This is a genomic window from Bacteroides sp. 90-K9/2, from assembly GCF_047310725.1.
GTDB lineage: Bacteria > Bacteroidota > Bacteroidia > Bacteroidales > Bacteroidaceae > Bacteroides > Bacteroides vicugnae.
In genome coordinates this window covers 107071-122753 of sequence record NZ_JBCGVL010000007.1, presented here as the reverse complement: position 1 = coordinate 122753, position 15683 = coordinate 107071, and the positions used below count along the sequence as shown (strand labels likewise).

Below are 15683 nucleotides of genomic sequence, written 5' to 3'. Positions count from 1 at the left end.
TTATATACTGTTTTTACTCCAATTCAACTACTGACTCGTATAAATCTGTATCTGAATGCTATAATATATCTGTTCCATCCTTCTATCAGCGGATAGGCGTCATTCCCATCTTCTTCGCCCGTTCCAGCATGAAAGCATGAGCCGCCTCATATTCGTTCGGAATCACTCCATCCAAGATTGCATCTTTAATAGCACTCTTCAAGACTCCGACCTCACGACAAGGTTCCAAGCCGAAAATCTCCATAATTTCTTCACCGCTCACAGGTGGCTGGAAATTACGGACACGGTCTTTCTCTTCCAAATCCTTCAGTTTCTGTCGAACCAACTGGAAGTTATTCAGGAAACGCTGTTTACGTTCCATATTCTTGGAAGTAATGTCCGCTTCGCAAAGCATCATCAAGTCGTCAATGTCATCACCCGCTTCGAAGAGCAGACGGCGTACAGCCGAGTCTGTCACCACGTCATCCGCGATAACGATCGGGCGCATGTGCAGGCTGACCAGCTTTTGTACATACTTCATCTTCTCATTCATCGGCAACTTCATCTTGCGGAAGATATGCGGAATCATCTTTTCACCGATAAAGTTATGATTATGGAACGTCCATCCCGCTTTAGGTTCCCAACGTTTCGTGACAGGTTTGGCAATGTCGTGCAACAAAGCAGCCCAACGAAGCCAAAGGTTATCAGTCTTCTTGCTGATATTATCCAGCACTTCCAACGTATGATAAAAATTATCCTTATGGGAACGCCCGTTCCGTGTTTCCACCCCCTGCAAGGCAGCAAATTCCGGAAAAATCAACGGCAGCAAACCGCTACGCTCCAAATCAATAAATCCTTTTGAGGGGATTGGAGAAAGAATAATCTTATTCAGTTCGTCCGCAATACGTTCACGGGATATAATTTCAATCCGTTCCTTATTCCGGCAAAGCGATTCGAAAGTATCATCATCAATGTAAAAACCCAATTGCGTAGCAAAACGGATGCAACGCATCATGCGCAAGGGATCATCGCTGAAAGTGATATCCGGGTCGAGGGGAGTGCGGATTGTCTTTTCCTTCATATCCTCCAAACCTCCGAACGGATCTACCAATTCGCCAAAACGTGCTTTATTGAGACATACGGCCAAAGCATTGATCGTGAAATCGCGACGATTCTGATCGTCTTCCAGCGTGCCGTCTTCAACGATAGGTTTACGCGAATCCCGTTGATAAGACTCTTTACGCGCACCAACAAACTCTACTTCCGTGCCTCTATATTTTACTTGTGCTGTTCCGAAATTCTTGAAAACAGAAACATGAGCACCACGTCCCAACTGTTTTCCAAGGGCTTCCGCCATTGCAATTCCACTTCCTACAACTACTACATCTATATCTTTAGAGGGACGCTGCAGAAAAATATCACGAACGTAACCACCTACCACATAACAATCCATACCAAGTGTATCAGCCGTTTCGGCTATCTGTCCGAAGATGGGTTCGCTAAAATGCTGCTTCAATTCCTCTTGAGTCAACTCTATCATTCTTTTTAGTTATAAGTTTTGAGGGGACAAAATTACAAAAATAAGGGATATATTTGTACTTTTGCCGCTAATAAAACCAGTAAATAGAATTTGTGATGAAAAAACTGACTATCCTCTTTTGTGGTACGCTGGCATTAGCTGCCTGCGGAAATGGCCTTGAGAAAAAAGCCAATGAAAAACTGATGGTTGCCAAGGCTGCCTACGAACGTGGCGACTATGAAGAAGCTAAGTTACAAATTGACAGTATCAAGATTCTCTATCCCAAAGCGTTCGAAGCACGTAAGGCGGGACAGGCACTGATGCTCGATGTTGAAACAAAGGCACAGCAAAAAACGCTTGCTTACCTGGATAGCACCTTTCAGGCAAAGACGGAAGAATTCAATGCCATCAAGGACAAATTCAAACTAGAAAAAGATGCCGAATATCAACAAGTCGGCAACTACCTCTGGCCTACACAGACCATTGAAAAGAATATGCACCGTTCATACCTCCGCTTCCAAGTGAACGAGCAAGGTATAATGAGTATGACTTCCATCTACTGTGGTGCCGGCAATATCCACCATACAAAAGTGAAAGTGATTGCCCCTGATGGCAGTTTTGCAGAAACTCCAAGCTCCAAAGACAGCTACGAGTCAACGGATATGAACGAGAAAATAGAAAAAGCTGACTACAAACTAGGGGAAGACGGAAATGTAATCGAATTCCTGAATCTCAATAAAGACAAAAATATCCGTGTGGAATATATAGGCGACCGCACCTATAAAACGACAATGAGTCCCACCGACCGCCAGGCCGCAGCAGGTGTTTACGAATTAGCACAAATCCTCTCTGCCATGGAGCAGATTAAAAAAGAACAAGAGGAAGCCAACCTGAAAATCGGATTCATCAATAAGAAGAAAGAACGGAAAGCACAGGAAGAAATTACCGATTAGTAAAAGGAAAGCCATTCAGCAAAAAGAAAGCTATCCGGTTAGAAAGAAATATATTTAGGCACGGATTACGCGGATTACACGGTCTTGGCTGCGCAATCTTTTTAAAACCGTGTAATCCGCGTAATCCGTGCCTACTTTCTTACTTATAATATCACTCATAACCGTCAAAAGAGAAGCTATCCAGCAGAAAAAAACATTGGTTAATAATAAAATAGACGGGAATAGTTGTTATTTTTCATAAACGACAACTATTCCCGTCAAATGTATAATGAGACTCTTAATCCTCTGCGTGAGAGAAAAGGCGTTTCCTGGTAGGGAGAAAAGGCGTAGTCTGCCATCATCAAACGGCGTAGCCTGACAACCAAAAACGGCGTGGTCTACACATCTTTATTTCACCCTTCTATTCAACTGATTATTAGCCTTTTCCTGTTTCGATTTTCCGACCCGTTTTCCGGTCGTCTTCTTTTTACCGACTGCAGACTTTGTCTTTCCGGCAAAAGGATTGTTACTTTTTTTGATTGGCATAGACAGCAACTATATAAACAGTACTTATTTCTTATAACTCCTATTCTCCTTCGTAATACTCACCCAAAAACCAGCGAGCCACAAAATCCCAGTTTTCCCGCAACAACTCCTTTCCGTTCTCAAACGGGAACTGTGCTTCCGGCAACAAATCATGTTCCATTCCATATTTCAGCAGATCAAACGGACACAAGCCTTCTTCACAAAACAATTCGTATGCTTCCTCTTCAGCCAGTTCGGCATTGTAGAGCGGATTACGTTTGTCTGCAAAATATTCGGCTACATCAGGACCGATCAACAACCCTTTCGGATTGGCAAAAACCACGAAGTTACCGAACTCCTTTAAGTCAGGCAACAAAGAATCCTCTTCATCTTCCCACTTCAACGACTGCACAAAGAAAAATTTCAGCGCTTCGTAAGAATCAAAGTATAAAAGTGGTTCACCTTTGCTCGCTTCAAGGAAACGTTCTACGTTTGTAGGCATCTTTTCTCCCGGCAAAACTACCGGCAGAGGCATCCGCTTCTTTTGCATCAGCTCCGTTTCCATCAGCCAGTCCGTTGCCAGGTGATCGCTGATAGGAGCCAATTCGAACGCAGCATCCAAACGGTTGTAAAGTGTATCCGCAAACTCCAGCAAATCCGCATCCATCGGGTTCTCTACTCCATCAAAATCATCGCCAACCGGAGAATTGATGGCCCACAAAAGGAAAACAACATCTTCACGGTTAATTTCGTCCGGCAAATATTCCTCCGTCAGTGCGTAGAAAGGCAAATAACGTCCGTAGCTTTTCCGGTGCCAATGAATAAACTGACGCCAGTTTCCGCCATCCGCTACACAATCTTCCAGGTACAAAGCCACCATCAAAGCTACTTGTTGCTGACTTTCCGCTGTTTCCCATTTAAATAAATACGATTCTGCCACCAACGGCAATAAATGATTAGCGAAATCCAGATACCATTCATCCGTGCCTACCACCTTTGCACGACCATGAGCGTCCAGCCATGCTTTCATATATATCTTCTGTTGCTTCATACTACAAACGTTTCAAAGCCAGTTTGATAACCTTTTCTACCGGAGCATCCGGCTCCTCCTTCAAGATAGCCAATACCACCTTCTGTGAAGGTGCAGCAGCAAACCCCAACATCGTCAATGCAGACACCGCCTCTTCCTGCACTTCCGCATTGGCAGGTTGCAACAACAGACCTGCGGAAGCCCCTCCGGCAGCACCCCCTCCCATTGTTTTTATCTTATCTTTCAGGTCGACAATCACGCGTTGCGCAGTCTTCAGCCCGATGCCTTTCACCGTTTTCAGCATGTTCGCATTTTCGGTGCTGATAACGTTCACCAGTTCGGCAGGCGAGAGAGCCGAAAGAATCATACGTGCCGTGTTCCCCCCGATTCCGGAGACGGAAATCAATAATAGGAAAATCTCCCGCTCCTGTTTCTCGGCAAATCCGTAGAGCACATACGCATCTTCACGAATCGCCTCGTAAATATATAGCTTACAGCTTTTCTTTCCTTGAATAGCCGAATAGGTATTCAAAGATATATTGGCGGCATATCCCACCCCGTTACAGTCAATCACCGCGGTTGCCGGACTTAGTTCGGCAAGTTCGCCCCTAATATATTCTATCATATCTAATTATATTCTATCATAACAGGGACAAAGATAAAACAATTTCACCACAGAGGACACAGAGGCCACAGAGTTTTTTCAATGTAGCACATCACACCCTGATTTGCTTTCATGCGGACCGATATCACCTGCTAGTGAAAAAAAATAAAATATTAAAGCAGATGAACCAAAGTTAGTAGTAATTTGTTTACTTTTGCAAGCAAAAGAAAGAAATTTGTTCATTAAAACCAAGAAAAGAATGAAAAAAGTAAGAGCTGCCATCGTTGGTTATGGCAACATTGGACATTATGTACTTGAAGCGCTTCAGGCGGCACCTGATTTCGAAATAGCCGGAGTCGTTCGTCGTGCAGGAGCAGAGAACAAACCGGAAGAGTTGGCAAACTACGCAGTAGTGAAGGACATAAAAGAGCTGGGAGAAGTAGACGTAGCTATTCTTTGCACGCCGACCCGCAGCGTAGAGAAATATGCAAAAGAATATCTGGCGATGGGAATTAACACGGTAGACAGTTTCGATATCCACACCGGTATCGTAGACCTGCGCCGTACCCTGAATGCTACCGCCAAAGAACATAAAGCCGTATCGATCATCTCTGCCGGATGGGATCCGGGAAGCGATTCCATCGTACGCACCATGCTGGAAGCAATTGCTCCGAAAGGCATCACCTACACCAACTTCGGTCCCGGTATGAGTATGGGACACACAGTAGCCGTAAAAGCGGTTGACGGAGTGAAAGCTGCCCTTTCCATGACCATTCCGACCGGCACGGGAATCCACCGCCGCATGGTATACATCGAACTGAAAGACGGATATAAATTCGAAGAAGTAGCCGCTGCCATCAAAGCAGATCCTTACTTCGTGAACGATGAAACACACGTAAAACTCGTTCCGAGTGTAGACGCCCTGCTGGACATGGGTCATGGTGTAAATCTGACTCGCAAAGGTGTATCAGGCAAAACACAGAACCAGTTGTTCGAATTTAATATGCGTATCAACAACCCCGCACTGACCGCACAAGTGCTGGTATGCGTGGCACGCGCTTCCATGAAGCAACAACCGGGATGCTACACGATGGTAGAAGTTCCCGTTATCGACCTTCTCCCCGGCGACCGCGAAGAATGGATCGGACATTTGGTATAATATATTTTATACATAAAACAAAATTAAAATAGAGAAAGGTGATACACCTTTCTCTATTTTTTTATCTTTGCGACTCAATATTTTTTGCGACTTAACCATTCAATAAAAGGAACATTGAAGAACCAACGATACAATCATATAGAAGAATGGGCAAATACTCTTAGTCACGGAGCAGGTATCCTACTTGGAATCGTGGCCGGATATTTCCTATTGGAAAAGGCTTCCGAGAATATGGAACCGCAGTGGGCAGTTGCTTGTGTATCCGTCTATCTGGCGGGGATGCTTTCCTCTTATATCAGTTCTACGTGGTATCACGGCAGCCGTCCGGGGAAACTGAAAGAGTTGCTCCGCAAATTCGATCATGGAGCTATCTACCTGCACATCGCGGGCACCTACACTCCTTTCACGCTACTTGTCCTGCGGCATGCCGGGGGATGGGGATGGGGAATTTTCGCTTTCGTCTGGCTGTCGGCTATTGCCGGTTTCATTCTTAGCTTCAAAAAGCTAAAAGAACACAGCAACCTCGAAACGGCCTGTTATGTGGGTATGGGTGCGTGCATATTAGTGGCCATGAAGCCTTTGCTGGATCATCTGGGAGAAATGGGAGCCACTACCGCTTTCTGGTGGCTGATCGGCGGTGGAGTCTCATACATCGTGGGAGCTGTCTTTTATTCATTGCGCAAACCGTATATGCATGCCACTTTCCATTTGTTTTGCCTGGGAGGCAGCATCGGACATATCATTGCCATCTGGCTGATTCTGTAAGGAATGGTAGGAACAAAAAAAAGGCTATCTATCCCAGACAGCCAATCTTTGTTAACCTTAAATCTAATACTATGAAAAACACAGTACAAAGATACGGACTTTTCGGTCATCTCCAAATTTTCAGGCCAAAGCAGCCGAACTTATAACACGGTTTAATAAAAAGCAGAGATTCGTTAACGTTTAACGCAACAAAGTTAAAAATTAACGAACCGTTTATTAACTATTTAAACAATCGAATCACCTGAAATTGAAACGAACAGACGAATGAACCAACAGACGAACGAACAAATGAACCAATGAACGAACAAACAAACAGATTCACAAATTCGTTATATAGGAAAGAGGAACTTAAAACGAAAACGATTTAGAACGTAAACTTATGGATTGGGAAAATCACCTGATAAAACACCTGCAATGGTCGGACTCCATCATCAACCGGGAGGCAAAAGAACACGTAGCCCGCGAAATTGCCGCCACGGCAAAAGACGGGGATGTGATAGGAGCCGGCTCCGGCTCTACAGTCTACCTGACTCTGTTCGAACTCTCACGACGAATTCGTGAAGAGCACTTGCATATCGAAGTGATTCCCGCCTCACAAGAAATCTCGATGACCTGCATACAGCTAGGCATCCCCCAAACTACCCTCTGGAACAAACGCCCCGACTGGACATTCGACGGAGCGGACGAAGTAGATCCGCAACAGAACTTGATTAAGGGACGTGGCGGAGCGATGTTCAAAGAGAAACTGCTGATTAGAAGCAGCCGCAAAACGTTCATCATCATCGATCCCAGCAAGCGTGTCAATCAGTTGGGAAGCAAATTCCCCATTCCGGTAGAGGTCTTTCCGGACTCGCTGACTTATGTAGAGCACGAGTTGCAACGACTGGGTGCCTCGGAGATTGTCCTCCGTCCTGCTCATGGCAAAGACGGGCCTATCTTTACAGAAAACGGCAACTTTATCCTCGACACCCGTTTCAACTACATCGACTCTTCGCTCGAAGAACAACTGAAGGCAATCACCGGTGTTATAGAGAGTGGACTTTTCATAGGTTATGACATCGAAGTAATTGTGGCGGAATAAAATAACAGCAATTGAAAATCCCGTTTTTGTAGAAACGTAAATTTGATTTGTTCTAATGCAAATTAAATAGTATGGCTTTACACTTATTTTAGTTAGTAGAACTAGGTTGTCTGACACCCGGGTGTCAGACAACTTATACTTGCAGTGCTTCATATTCTCCTTTACTATCACTTATAATTTCAATCACTATCAGATTATAACGTTTAACTCATGCCTTCAAAACACGAACATTAAAAATGCTTAGATGAAGAAAAACACCGGGAAATTCATTCAAAATTTGGGTAGAATATTAATCCCATCTCAAAAATCAATGAGAAGCAAAGATTACTAAATAAATGAGAATTGATAAAGGAAGTTTCAATAAAAGAAACGGAAGAATAGGTTATTTTTTAAAATCCGAAACAAAAACATTGAAAAACAATAAGATAGGAGAAAAAAAGCACGAGGAAAGGGAGAAAAAAAGATCAATAAGTCTTAGCAGAACTTGGTACATTCGTGATTGTAAACTTACCGTCAATATCAGTGATAGTACCAAGGGTAGTGCCATTCACCAATATTGAAGCACCTACGACAGGTTGCCCATCTTCTTCAGAGGTAACCAAACCGGTAACTCTGGATGTTTGCGCTGTCACCAGACCTATACCTATAAAAAGGAAGGTCATTAAGAACATCAATTTTCTTTTCATAAATTCTCTCTTAAATTTAACCTATAAACAGATTTTTTGTCTCTAACAGGTTGCAAAGATAACACGAATTATGACAAATCGAAAAAAGTGTTACGTATTTAACTAAAAAATATCGTTTTGAAAGCAAGAACTTTCTAAAAACTGATAGGTTAAAACAAAAAGTTTCCAATTTAGCATCTTTTAAAAGATGATTTCTATCAGAAAGAAAGCATCAAAATCAGGCTTTTCAAGGAAAAGTGAACATTATTACCTCCTAAACGGTATCTTTTTATCATTTTACACCTTCAAAAAGGTTAAAGAACTATTAACAATGATAAAGGCAGAAACTTCTACATACCAAGTTCTGCTAAAACTTTGCGCGTTTCTTATGTAGGAATGATTTCACAGGACGTTTCCATCAAACCGGGAGTGATAAATGTTGTATTAAAAAGCGACGCGAAAGCACTGGATGAGGTTGTAGTGACAGCCATGGGTATCTCGCGCGAGAAAAAAGCACTGGGTTACGCCGTTCAGGACGTAAAATCAGATCAACTGACGCAAGCTGCCAACTCTAATCTGGCGGGAGCATTGCAAGGTAAAGTGTCAGGTCTGGACGTTAAACCTTCAAGTGGTATGCCGGGAGCTTCTTCACAGATCACCATCCGTGGTGCACGTTCTTTCTCGGGTGACAATACTCCGCTTTACGTTATTGACGGAATGCCGGTGACCAGTACTCCTGACGTTAGCACAGACATTCAGAACAATGGTAGTGTGAGCGGAGCGGACTTCGCCAACCGTGCAGTGGATATCGACCCTAATGATATTGAAAGTATCAACATTTTGAAAGGTCAGGCTGCTTCTGCGCTTTATGGTATCCGCGCTTCCAATGGTGTGATTATCATCACGACCAAAAGCGGTAAAGGACTGGAAAAAGGCAAACCGCAGGTTAGCTTCTCTTCCAATGTCAGCTTCGATGTAGTCGGTCGTCTGCCGGAGTTCCAGAAAACATATGCACAAGGTTCGGGGGGAGTATTCAGTGCCACTTCGGGAACATCTTGGGGACCTAAGATTTCCGAACTTCCCAACGACGCAACGTATGGTGGTAGTAATGCAAATAGTGACTATGCCAAAGAGTATGGTGTACATCAAGGAAAATATTATGTTCCCCAACGTGCAGCAGCTGGTCTTGATCCATGGGTCACTCCACAGGCATACGACAATGCCAAGGATTTCTTCGACACAGGAATTACCTGGAGTAACTCACTGAATGTAGCACAGATGCTCGATAAAAGCTCCTACTCTATCTCATTGGGAAATACACATCAAGATGGTATTATCTCAAGCACTGGCATGGATAGATATAATGTAAAGGTAAGTGCAGACACCAAACTGACTAATAACTGGAGCTCCGGATTTACAGCTAACTACATCACCACTTCCATCGATAAAGCGGTGACTTCCGGTAATGGTCTGTTGAGAACGGTTTACGCAGCCCCTCCCAGTTATGATCTGGCCGGGATTCCAAGCCATGTAGACGGCAACCTGTACGCACAAAATTCTTTCCGTGGCAGTTTTGACAACGCTTACTGGGCGATGGAGAACAACAAATTTACGGAAGATACCAACCGTTTCTTCGGAAATGTATATGCAAGCTATCAGACTGATTTCGGCACAACGAACCACAAGTTGAACGCTAAATACATGGTTGGTGTAGATGCTTACACCACTCATTACGTAGATAGCTACGGATACGGTAGTAACACCGGTGGCGGTCGCGGACAGATCGAGAACTACGGCTGGACGAACGCTACATACAACTCATTACTGACCATCAACTACGACTGGCACATCAATGAAGACTGGGGACTGAATGCGGTAGTGGGTAACGAAATTATCCAAAGCAACAGAAAGAAGTATTATGAATATGGTACGAACTACAACTTCCCGGGATGGAACCACATCAACAACGCCACTACTCAACAGACGGAGGAAGAGACATGGAAAAACCGTACAGTAGGATTCTTCGGTAACATATCGGCTTCTTACAGAAATATGCTTTATCTGACCCTCACCGGACGTCAGGACTACGTATCTAATATGCCACGCAACAACCGCTCGTTCTTCTATCCTTCTATTTCGGCCGGTTTTATCCTGACGGAACTGGATGCATTGAAAAACAATGTGGTTAATCACGCCAAATTAAGAGTATCTTACGCGGAAGTAGGACAAGCAGGGGATTTCCTCGAAAACTATTACTCGACTCCGGTTTATGGAGGTGGATTCTATATGTTGACTCCGATCATGTACCCGATGAAAGGCACTACCGCCTATACTCCGTACTCAACGATTTTCGACCCGAAACTGAAACCACAGAACACACGTTCGTATGAAGTGGGTGCTGACGTGAACTTCCTCGATAACTTAATCACATTCAGTTATACATACTCACGCCAGAACGTTAAAGACCAGATTTTTGAAGTGCCTTTGGCTTCTTCTACCGGTGCCAGCAAACTGCTTACCAACGGTGGTAAGATTCATACCAACACGCACGAATTCACTCTTGGCTTCACCCCAATCCGGACGAAGAATATCAACTGGGATTTTGCATTCAACTGGACAAAGATCGACAACTACGTAGATGAACTGGCACCGGGTGTAGAGAATATCTCTCTGGGTGGTTACGTTACTCCGCAGGTACGCGCTTCAGCAGGTGAGAAATTCCCTGTCATCTATGGTGTAGGTTTCAAGAGAGATGCAAACGGTAATCGTCTGGTAGACGAAAACGGTTTACCTATCGCTGGTGAAGCACAGGTTATCGGTAAGGTTTCTCCGGACTTCCTGATGGGCTTCAACACCACATTACGCTTATGGAAGTGTACTATCAGCGCAGTGCTTGATTGGAAACAGGGTGGTCAGATGTATAGTAGAACAACCGGACTGGCAGATTACTACGGTGTCAGCAAGAGAACGGAAAACCGTGAAGGTACCATCATCTTCGACGGATACAAAACTGACGGAACTAAAAACGATATCGCCATCACAGGTGCAAACGCACAACAGGTATATTACAGCCGTCTGAACGACATCGACGAATCTTCTGTATATGACAACTCTTTCATCAAACTGCGTGAAGTGGCTGTCAACTACAAAATTCTTCAAAAACGTTCTATTGAACTTTCTGTGAACGCATTTGCCAGAAACATTCTGATCTGGGCACAATTGCCTGACCTCGATCCGGAAGCCAGTCAGGGTAACAACAACATGGCAGGAGCATTTGAAGATTATTCAATGCCGCAAACAGCTAGTTTCGGCTTTGGTTTCAACATTAAATTTTAATCTGCAAGACAATGAAAAAATATAAATCAATAGGAAAATTGCTGGCAGTTTCTTTCTTGACTGCTGCCATTGCTTCTGCTTGTACGGAAGACGCAATGGATAAAATCAATGAAAACCCTAACAATCCGTTGGATGCGCCCGCTAAGTTTTTGATTACAGACTTAGGCGTAAGTACTGCATTCAGCACTGTAGGAGGGGATTTCTCGCTCTACTCTTCTGTTTACATAGAACATGAAACGGGTATATCCAACCAGCTTTACCGCGCGGAAGTACGCAGCGGAGAGCCTTCAACGGCTACAACCTACAACAACGCATGGATCAATGTGTACGCAAATATCAAGAACGCTAAAATCGTTATCAAGAAGTGCGAAGAAGATCCTTCGGAAAAAGGAAACGTAGTGACAGAAGCGATTGCTAAAATCCTGCTCGCCTACAACGGAGCAGTGGCAGCCGATGTGTTCGGAAACACACCGTACAGCCAGACTGGTATCCTCAATCCGGACGGCACACCGATGTATATGCAACCTAAAATAGATACACAGGAAAGTATCTATCAGGAAGTGATGCAGAACCTGGATGATGCTATCACCCTACTGAATAACGGTACTGCCAAAGATACGGGTTTATCCGGTGCTGTCGGTTCTAAAGACTTGATCTATGGTTCAAGCACCAGTACACAGGCAAGTATGTGGCTCAAAACGGCCTATGCGTTAAAAGCACGTTATACAATGCGTCTGCTCAACAAAAGTGCCAATAAGACAACAGATCTTCAGAATATTCTTACTTATGTAAGCAAATCATTCGCCAACGCAAGTGAAGAATGTAAGTTGGCAGTTTACGATGCTGATGCACAAGTAAATCCGCTTTGGGCATTCAGCTACAGCCGTAACAGTTTGGCAGCCAGTGAAAGTCTGATTGAAAAGTTCGTTGAGCGCAATGACCCCAGAGCACCGCAAGCGTTTCTGGAGCCTGATCCTACCGGATATATCACTTATGGATACGGAGCTACGCAAGCTACGGACATCGCAGGCATCAAAGCGGCTCCTAACGGAACTCCGCAAGAGTTGCAGAATAATTATGGTATGTCGATGATATCATGGGCTATGTCGGCTCCTACTCTTTTAATCAGCTATCACGAAGTGAAATTCCTTGAAGCAGAAGCATTATGCCGCTTAGGAGGCAGACTGGGTGAAGCTAAGAGTGCTTTGAAAGCTGCTATCACTGCCGGATTCGAGAATCTGGGAAATTCAATTATAGATGCTGCTGATACTTGGATATATGATGGTGACAGCGATTTGGGTGCAGATGTGGCAGAAACATATTTCACGGATGAAGTGGAACCTTTGTTCGATGCCAATCCTCTGCAAGAGACAATGATACAAAAGTATCTTGCTTTCTTCGGCGCATCCGGCGAATCACTGGAAGCCTATAATGACTACCGCCGTCTGAAAGGTGCAGGAGAAAACTTCATTGTACTGAAAAACCCACAGAACAGCAGTAAATTCCCATTGCGCTTCGGTTATGGAGCAGACGATGTATTGGCAAATCCTGAAGTGAAAGCTGCTTTCGGTGACGGTCAGTACGTATATAGCGAGGCCGTATGGTGGGCTGGCGGAAACAAATAATGAACTTAAAATCTCTCAAAGGAGAGACTTTACATAGAGTCGTTTCTGTACTCTAACAAATTAACAGAGACGAACAAAAATAGGCCAACCGTGAGGTTCGCCTATTTTATTTTATCCAAATGCATGAGATGAAGTTAGAGTAATACCATTTTTCTACCCAATCATACTTCTTTTCTATGCTTTTACGTTTTTAGCGCTTAAGCTCTTTTTGATAAATTTAAAAAATCCCGTAAGAATAAATCTTACCACTGCAAATCGGGTAAATATTTACTCAACGTAGTGCGGAGAATACCCAAGGTGATAGGTTTCACCAATACTTCAGTTGCTCCTGCATTCATTGCATTTTCCTTATCCGAGCTAAAAGCATAAGCAGTCTGCATAATAATAGGAATTTCTGTGTTAGATTCACGAATTATCTTCGTTGCCTCCAATCCGTTCATCACCGGCATCTTAATATCCATCAGCATTGCTTTGGCTCTTTGCTGGTGCTGCTGAAACAACTCCACCATTTCCTGTCCATTTTTAGCCCACTCGATATCACACTTTTTGCCTATGATAGCTTTGATTAATTTAAAGTTGCTGTCATCGTCTTCAGCTACCAAAATTAAAGGTCTGAATTCATTCATTTGTTCGCTTTCCATATCGCTTATATATTGTTTTTTTATCTGTTTTTTTAAGCAATTTTCCTTTTCAGCCCGCAAGGTATAAAAAAGATTCATATATTTCGCTATCTTTGTGCCTCAATTTAAAAGAATAGTATGATTTCTGTTGACGGACTGGCCGTAGAGTTTGGCGGCACTGCTTTATTTAGTGATATTTCTTTCGTAATTAATGAAAAAGACCGCATCGCTCTGATGGGTAAAAACGGGGCGGGAAAAAGTACGCTGCTGAAAATTCTGGCAGGCGCACGGCAACCGACACGTGGAAAAGTTTCCACACCCAAAGATTGTGTAGTGGCATACCTGCCTCAACATCTGATGACGGAAGACGGAAGAACAGTGTTTGACGAAACGGCACAGGCTTTTTCACATCTTCATGAGATGGAAGCGCAGATCGAAAAGCTGAACAAGGAGCTTGAGACACGGACGGACTACGAGAGCGACAGTTACATGGCGCTGATTGAGGAAGTGTCCAGCTTGAGCGAGAAGTTTTATTCGATCGACGCGACTAATTATGAAGAGGATGTGGAAAAGGCATTGCTCGGATTAGGGTTCACCCGAGGGGATTTTCAGCGTCAGACGAGTGATTTCAGCGGTGGATGGCGAATGCGTATCGAACTCGCCAAATTGCTGTTGCAGAAACCGGACGTGCTCTTGCTCGATGAACCGACGAATCATCTGGATATCGAATCTATTCAATGGCTGGAGGATTTCCTTATTAATAATGGGAAAGCGGTCATCGTAATTAGTCACGACCGCAAATTCGTGGATAATATTACAACACGCACCATCGAAGTGACGATGGGACGTATCTATGACTACAAGGTGAATTACTCGCAATATTTGCAATTGCGCAAGGATCGCCGCGAACAGCAACAGAAGGCTTATGACGAGCAGCAGAAGTTTATTGCTGAAACGAAGGAGTTTATCGAACGGTTCAAGGGGACTTATTCAAAGACGTTGCAGGTGCAGAGCCGCGTCAAAATGCTGGAGAAGCTGGAATTGCTGGAGGTGGATGAAGAGGATACTTCTGCATTGCGACTGAAATTCCCGCCTTCACCCCGTTCGGGCAGTTACCCGGTCATTATGGAGGGAGTTGGAAAGACATACGGAAACAAAGTGGTATTCCGCAATGCTAACCTGACGATTGAGCGCGGTGATAAGGTGGCTTTCGTCGGTAAGAACGGTGAGGGTAAGTCTACGCTCGTGAAGTGTATTATGAAGGAAATTGAGCATGACGGTACATTGACTCTGGGACATAATGTGCAAATCGGATATTTCGCTCAAAATCAAGCTTCGCTGATGGATGAAAACCTGACGGTTTTCCAAACGATTGACGATGTAGCCAAAGGGGATATCCGGAACAAGATTCGTGATTTGCTGGGGGCGTTTATGTTTGGCGGTCCCGAGGAATCGATGAAAAAGGTCAAAGTGCTTTCGGGCGGAGAGCGTACCCGTCTGGCCATGATTAAATTGTTGCTGGAGCCTGTCAACCTCCTTATTTTGGATGAACCGACGAATCATCTGGACATGAAGACGAAAGATATTCTGAAACAGGCATTGCTGGATTTTGACGGTACGCTGATCGTCGTTTCACACGACCGTGACTTCCTCGACGGGCTGGTTACCAAGGTGTATGAGTTCGGTAATCAAAAGGTGACGGAACATCTTTGCGGTATCTATGAGTTCCTCGAAAAGAAGAAAATGGATTCACTGCAAGAACTGGAAAAGAAATAATAAATAATAAAAAGAGGGGATCGGCTACAGGCGAAATAAAAGTATTTGTATATTTGCACTTTGAAAC

General features: G+C 44.0%; 13 protein-coding genes. 7 read left to right on the top strand and 6 right to left on the bottom strand.

Features of this window, described 5'->3' with window-relative positions:
* Positions 1 to 85: 85 nt before the first annotated feature.
* A complete protein-coding gene (locus AAHJ11_RS16390) occupies positions 86 to 1519 on the bottom strand; it encodes a CCA tRNA nucleotidyltransferase (protein WP_413579842.1) in 1434 nt (477 codons plus the stop codon).
* Positions 1520 to 1614: 95 nt separating this feature from the next.
* On the opposite strand from AAHJ11_RS16390, the gene AAHJ11_RS16385 reads away from it, so the two are divergent.
* On the top strand, positions 1615 to 2451 hold the full coding sequence (locus tag AAHJ11_RS16385) for a hypothetical protein (RefSeq protein WP_413579841.1): 837 nt from the start codon (positions 1615 to 1617) through the stop codon (positions 2449 to 2451).
* A gap of 387 nt (positions 2452 to 2838) precedes the next feature.
* Here the strand turns inward: AAHJ11_RS16385 and AAHJ11_RS16380 are convergent, their stop codons facing one another.
* The 3 genes from AAHJ11_RS16380 to ruvA are packed head-to-tail and all read right to left on the bottom strand — an operon-like array spanning position 2839 to position 4610.
* Positions 2839 to 2976 carry a hypothetical protein gene (locus tag AAHJ11_RS16380; RefSeq protein ID WP_162864708.1) on the bottom strand — a complete coding sequence of 46 codons (138 nt, stop codon included), beginning with the start codon at positions 2974 to 2976 and terminating at the stop codon, positions 2839 to 2841.
* A gap of 40 nt (positions 2977 to 3016) precedes the next feature.
* On the bottom strand, positions 3017 to 4006 hold the full coding sequence (locus AAHJ11_RS16375) for a DUF3843 family protein (RefSeq protein WP_148365103.1): 990 nt from the start codon (positions 4004 to 4006) through the stop codon (positions 3017 to 3019).
* 1 nt (position 4007) lies between these two features.
* On the bottom strand, positions 4008 to 4610 hold the full coding sequence (gene ruvA, locus AAHJ11_RS16370) for a Holliday junction branch migration protein RuvA (protein WP_217721678.1): 603 nt from the start codon (positions 4608 to 4610) through the stop codon (positions 4008 to 4010).
* 238 nt (positions 4611 to 4848) lie between these two features.
* Between ruvA and AAHJ11_RS16365 the strand changes: the two genes are divergently transcribed.
* The 3 genes from AAHJ11_RS16365 to rpiA all read left to right on the top strand — a co-directional run bounded on the left by AAHJ11_RS16365 (position 4849) and on the right by rpiA (position 7594).
* Positions 4849 to 5748, top strand: a complete 900-nt coding sequence (locus tag AAHJ11_RS16365) for a diaminopimelate dehydrogenase (RefSeq protein ID WP_074558786.1) — start codon at positions 4849 to 4851, stop codon at positions 5746 to 5748.
* Between the two features lie 114 nt (positions 5749 to 5862).
* Positions 5863 to 6513, top strand: a complete 651-nt coding sequence (gene trhA / locus AAHJ11_RS16360; protein ID WP_259023343.1) for a PAQR family membrane homeostasis protein TrhA — start codon at positions 5863 to 5865, stop codon at positions 6511 to 6513.
* A 379-nt stretch (positions 6514 to 6892) separates the two neighbouring features.
* Entirely contained in the window at positions 6893 to 7594 is a 702-nt protein-coding gene (gene rpiA, locus AAHJ11_RS16355; RefSeq protein WP_099147106.1) for a ribose 5-phosphate isomerase A, read from the top strand.
* Positions 7595 to 8058: 464 nt separating this feature from the next.
* Here the strand turns inward: rpiA and AAHJ11_RS16350 are convergent, their stop codons facing one another.
* On the bottom strand, positions 8059 to 8280 hold the full coding sequence (locus tag AAHJ11_RS16350) for a carboxypeptidase-like regulatory domain-containing protein (RefSeq protein WP_004297975.1): 222 nt from the start codon (positions 8278 to 8280) through the stop codon (positions 8059 to 8061).
* Positions 8281 to 8613: 333 nt separating this feature from the next.
* Here AAHJ11_RS16350 and AAHJ11_RS16345 point away from each other — a divergent pair, with 333 nt between their 5' ends.
* Positions 8614 to 11595 carry a SusC/RagA family TonB-linked outer membrane protein gene (locus tag AAHJ11_RS16345; protein ID WP_297284567.1) on the top strand — a complete coding sequence of 994 codons (2982 nt, stop codon included), beginning with the start codon at positions 8614 to 8616 and terminating at the stop codon, positions 11593 to 11595.
* Between the two features lie 11 nt (positions 11596 to 11606).
* Complete coding sequence (locus AAHJ11_RS16340) at positions 11607 to 13220, top strand: SusD/RagB family nutrient-binding outer membrane lipoprotein (RefSeq protein WP_148365109.1); 1614 nt, start codon at positions 11607 to 11609, stop codon at positions 13218 to 13220.
* A 242-nt stretch (positions 13221 to 13462) separates the two neighbouring features.
* Here AAHJ11_RS16340 and AAHJ11_RS16335 read toward each other — a convergent pair whose 3' ends face one another.
* Complete coding sequence (locus tag AAHJ11_RS16335) at positions 13463 to 13861, bottom strand: response regulator (RefSeq protein WP_004297972.1); 399 nt, start codon at positions 13859 to 13861, stop codon at positions 13463 to 13465.
* A gap of 117 nt (positions 13862 to 13978) precedes the next feature.
* On the opposite strand from AAHJ11_RS16335, the gene AAHJ11_RS16330 reads away from it, so the two are divergent.
* Positions 13979 to 15616 (top strand): ABC-F family ATP-binding cassette domain-containing protein, encoded by a 1638-nt coding sequence (locus AAHJ11_RS16330; RefSeq protein ID WP_148365110.1) that lies wholly within the window; start codon positions 13979 to 13981, stop codon positions 15614 to 15616.
* Positions 15617 to 15683 lie beyond the last annotated feature (67 nt).

What these genes read in the sequence shown, in the direction of transcription:
- AAHJ11_RS16350 (WP_004297975.1), bottom strand. Translation starts at nt 8,280, where the DNA reads ATGAAAAGAAAATTGATGTTCTTAATGACCTTCCTTTTTATAGGTATA.
- AAHJ11_RS16375 (WP_148365103.1), bottom strand. Translation starts at nt 4,006, where the DNA reads ATGAAGCAACAGAAGATATATATGAAAGCATGGCTGGACGCTCATGGT.
- AAHJ11_RS16340 (WP_148365109.1), top strand. Translation starts at nt 11,607, where the DNA reads ATGAAAAAATATAAATCAATAGGAAAATTGCTGGCAGTTTCTTTCTTG.
- AAHJ11_RS16330 (WP_148365110.1), top strand. Translation starts at nt 13,979, where the DNA reads ATGATTTCTGTTGACGGACTGGCCGTAGAGTTTGGCGGCACTGCTTTA.
- AAHJ11_RS16390 (WP_413579842.1), bottom strand. Translation starts at nt 1,519, where the DNA reads ATGATAGAGTTGACTCAAGAGGAATTGAAGCAGCATTTTAGCGAACCC.
- AAHJ11_RS16335 (WP_004297972.1), bottom strand. Translation starts at nt 13,861, where the DNA reads ATGGAAAGCGAACAAATGAATGAATTCAGACCTTTAATTTTGGTAGCT.
- AAHJ11_RS16385 (WP_413579841.1), top strand. Translation starts at nt 1,615, where the DNA reads ATGAAAAAACTGACTATCCTCTTTTGTGGTACGCTGGCATTAGCTGCC.
- AAHJ11_RS16380 (WP_162864708.1), bottom strand. Translation starts at nt 2,976, where the DNA reads ATGCCAATCAAAAAAAGTAACAATCCTTTTGCCGGAAAGACAAAGTCT.
- rpiA (WP_099147106.1), top strand. Translation starts at nt 6,893, where the DNA reads ATGGATTGGGAAAATCACCTGATAAAACACCTGCAATGGTCGGACTCC.
- ruvA (WP_217721678.1), bottom strand. Translation starts at nt 4,610, where the DNA reads ATGATAGAATATATTAGGGGCGAACTTGCCGAACTAAGTCCGGCAACC.
- AAHJ11_RS16365 (WP_074558786.1), top strand. Translation starts at nt 4,849, where the DNA reads ATGAAAAAAGTAAGAGCTGCCATCGTTGGTTATGGCAACATTGGACAT.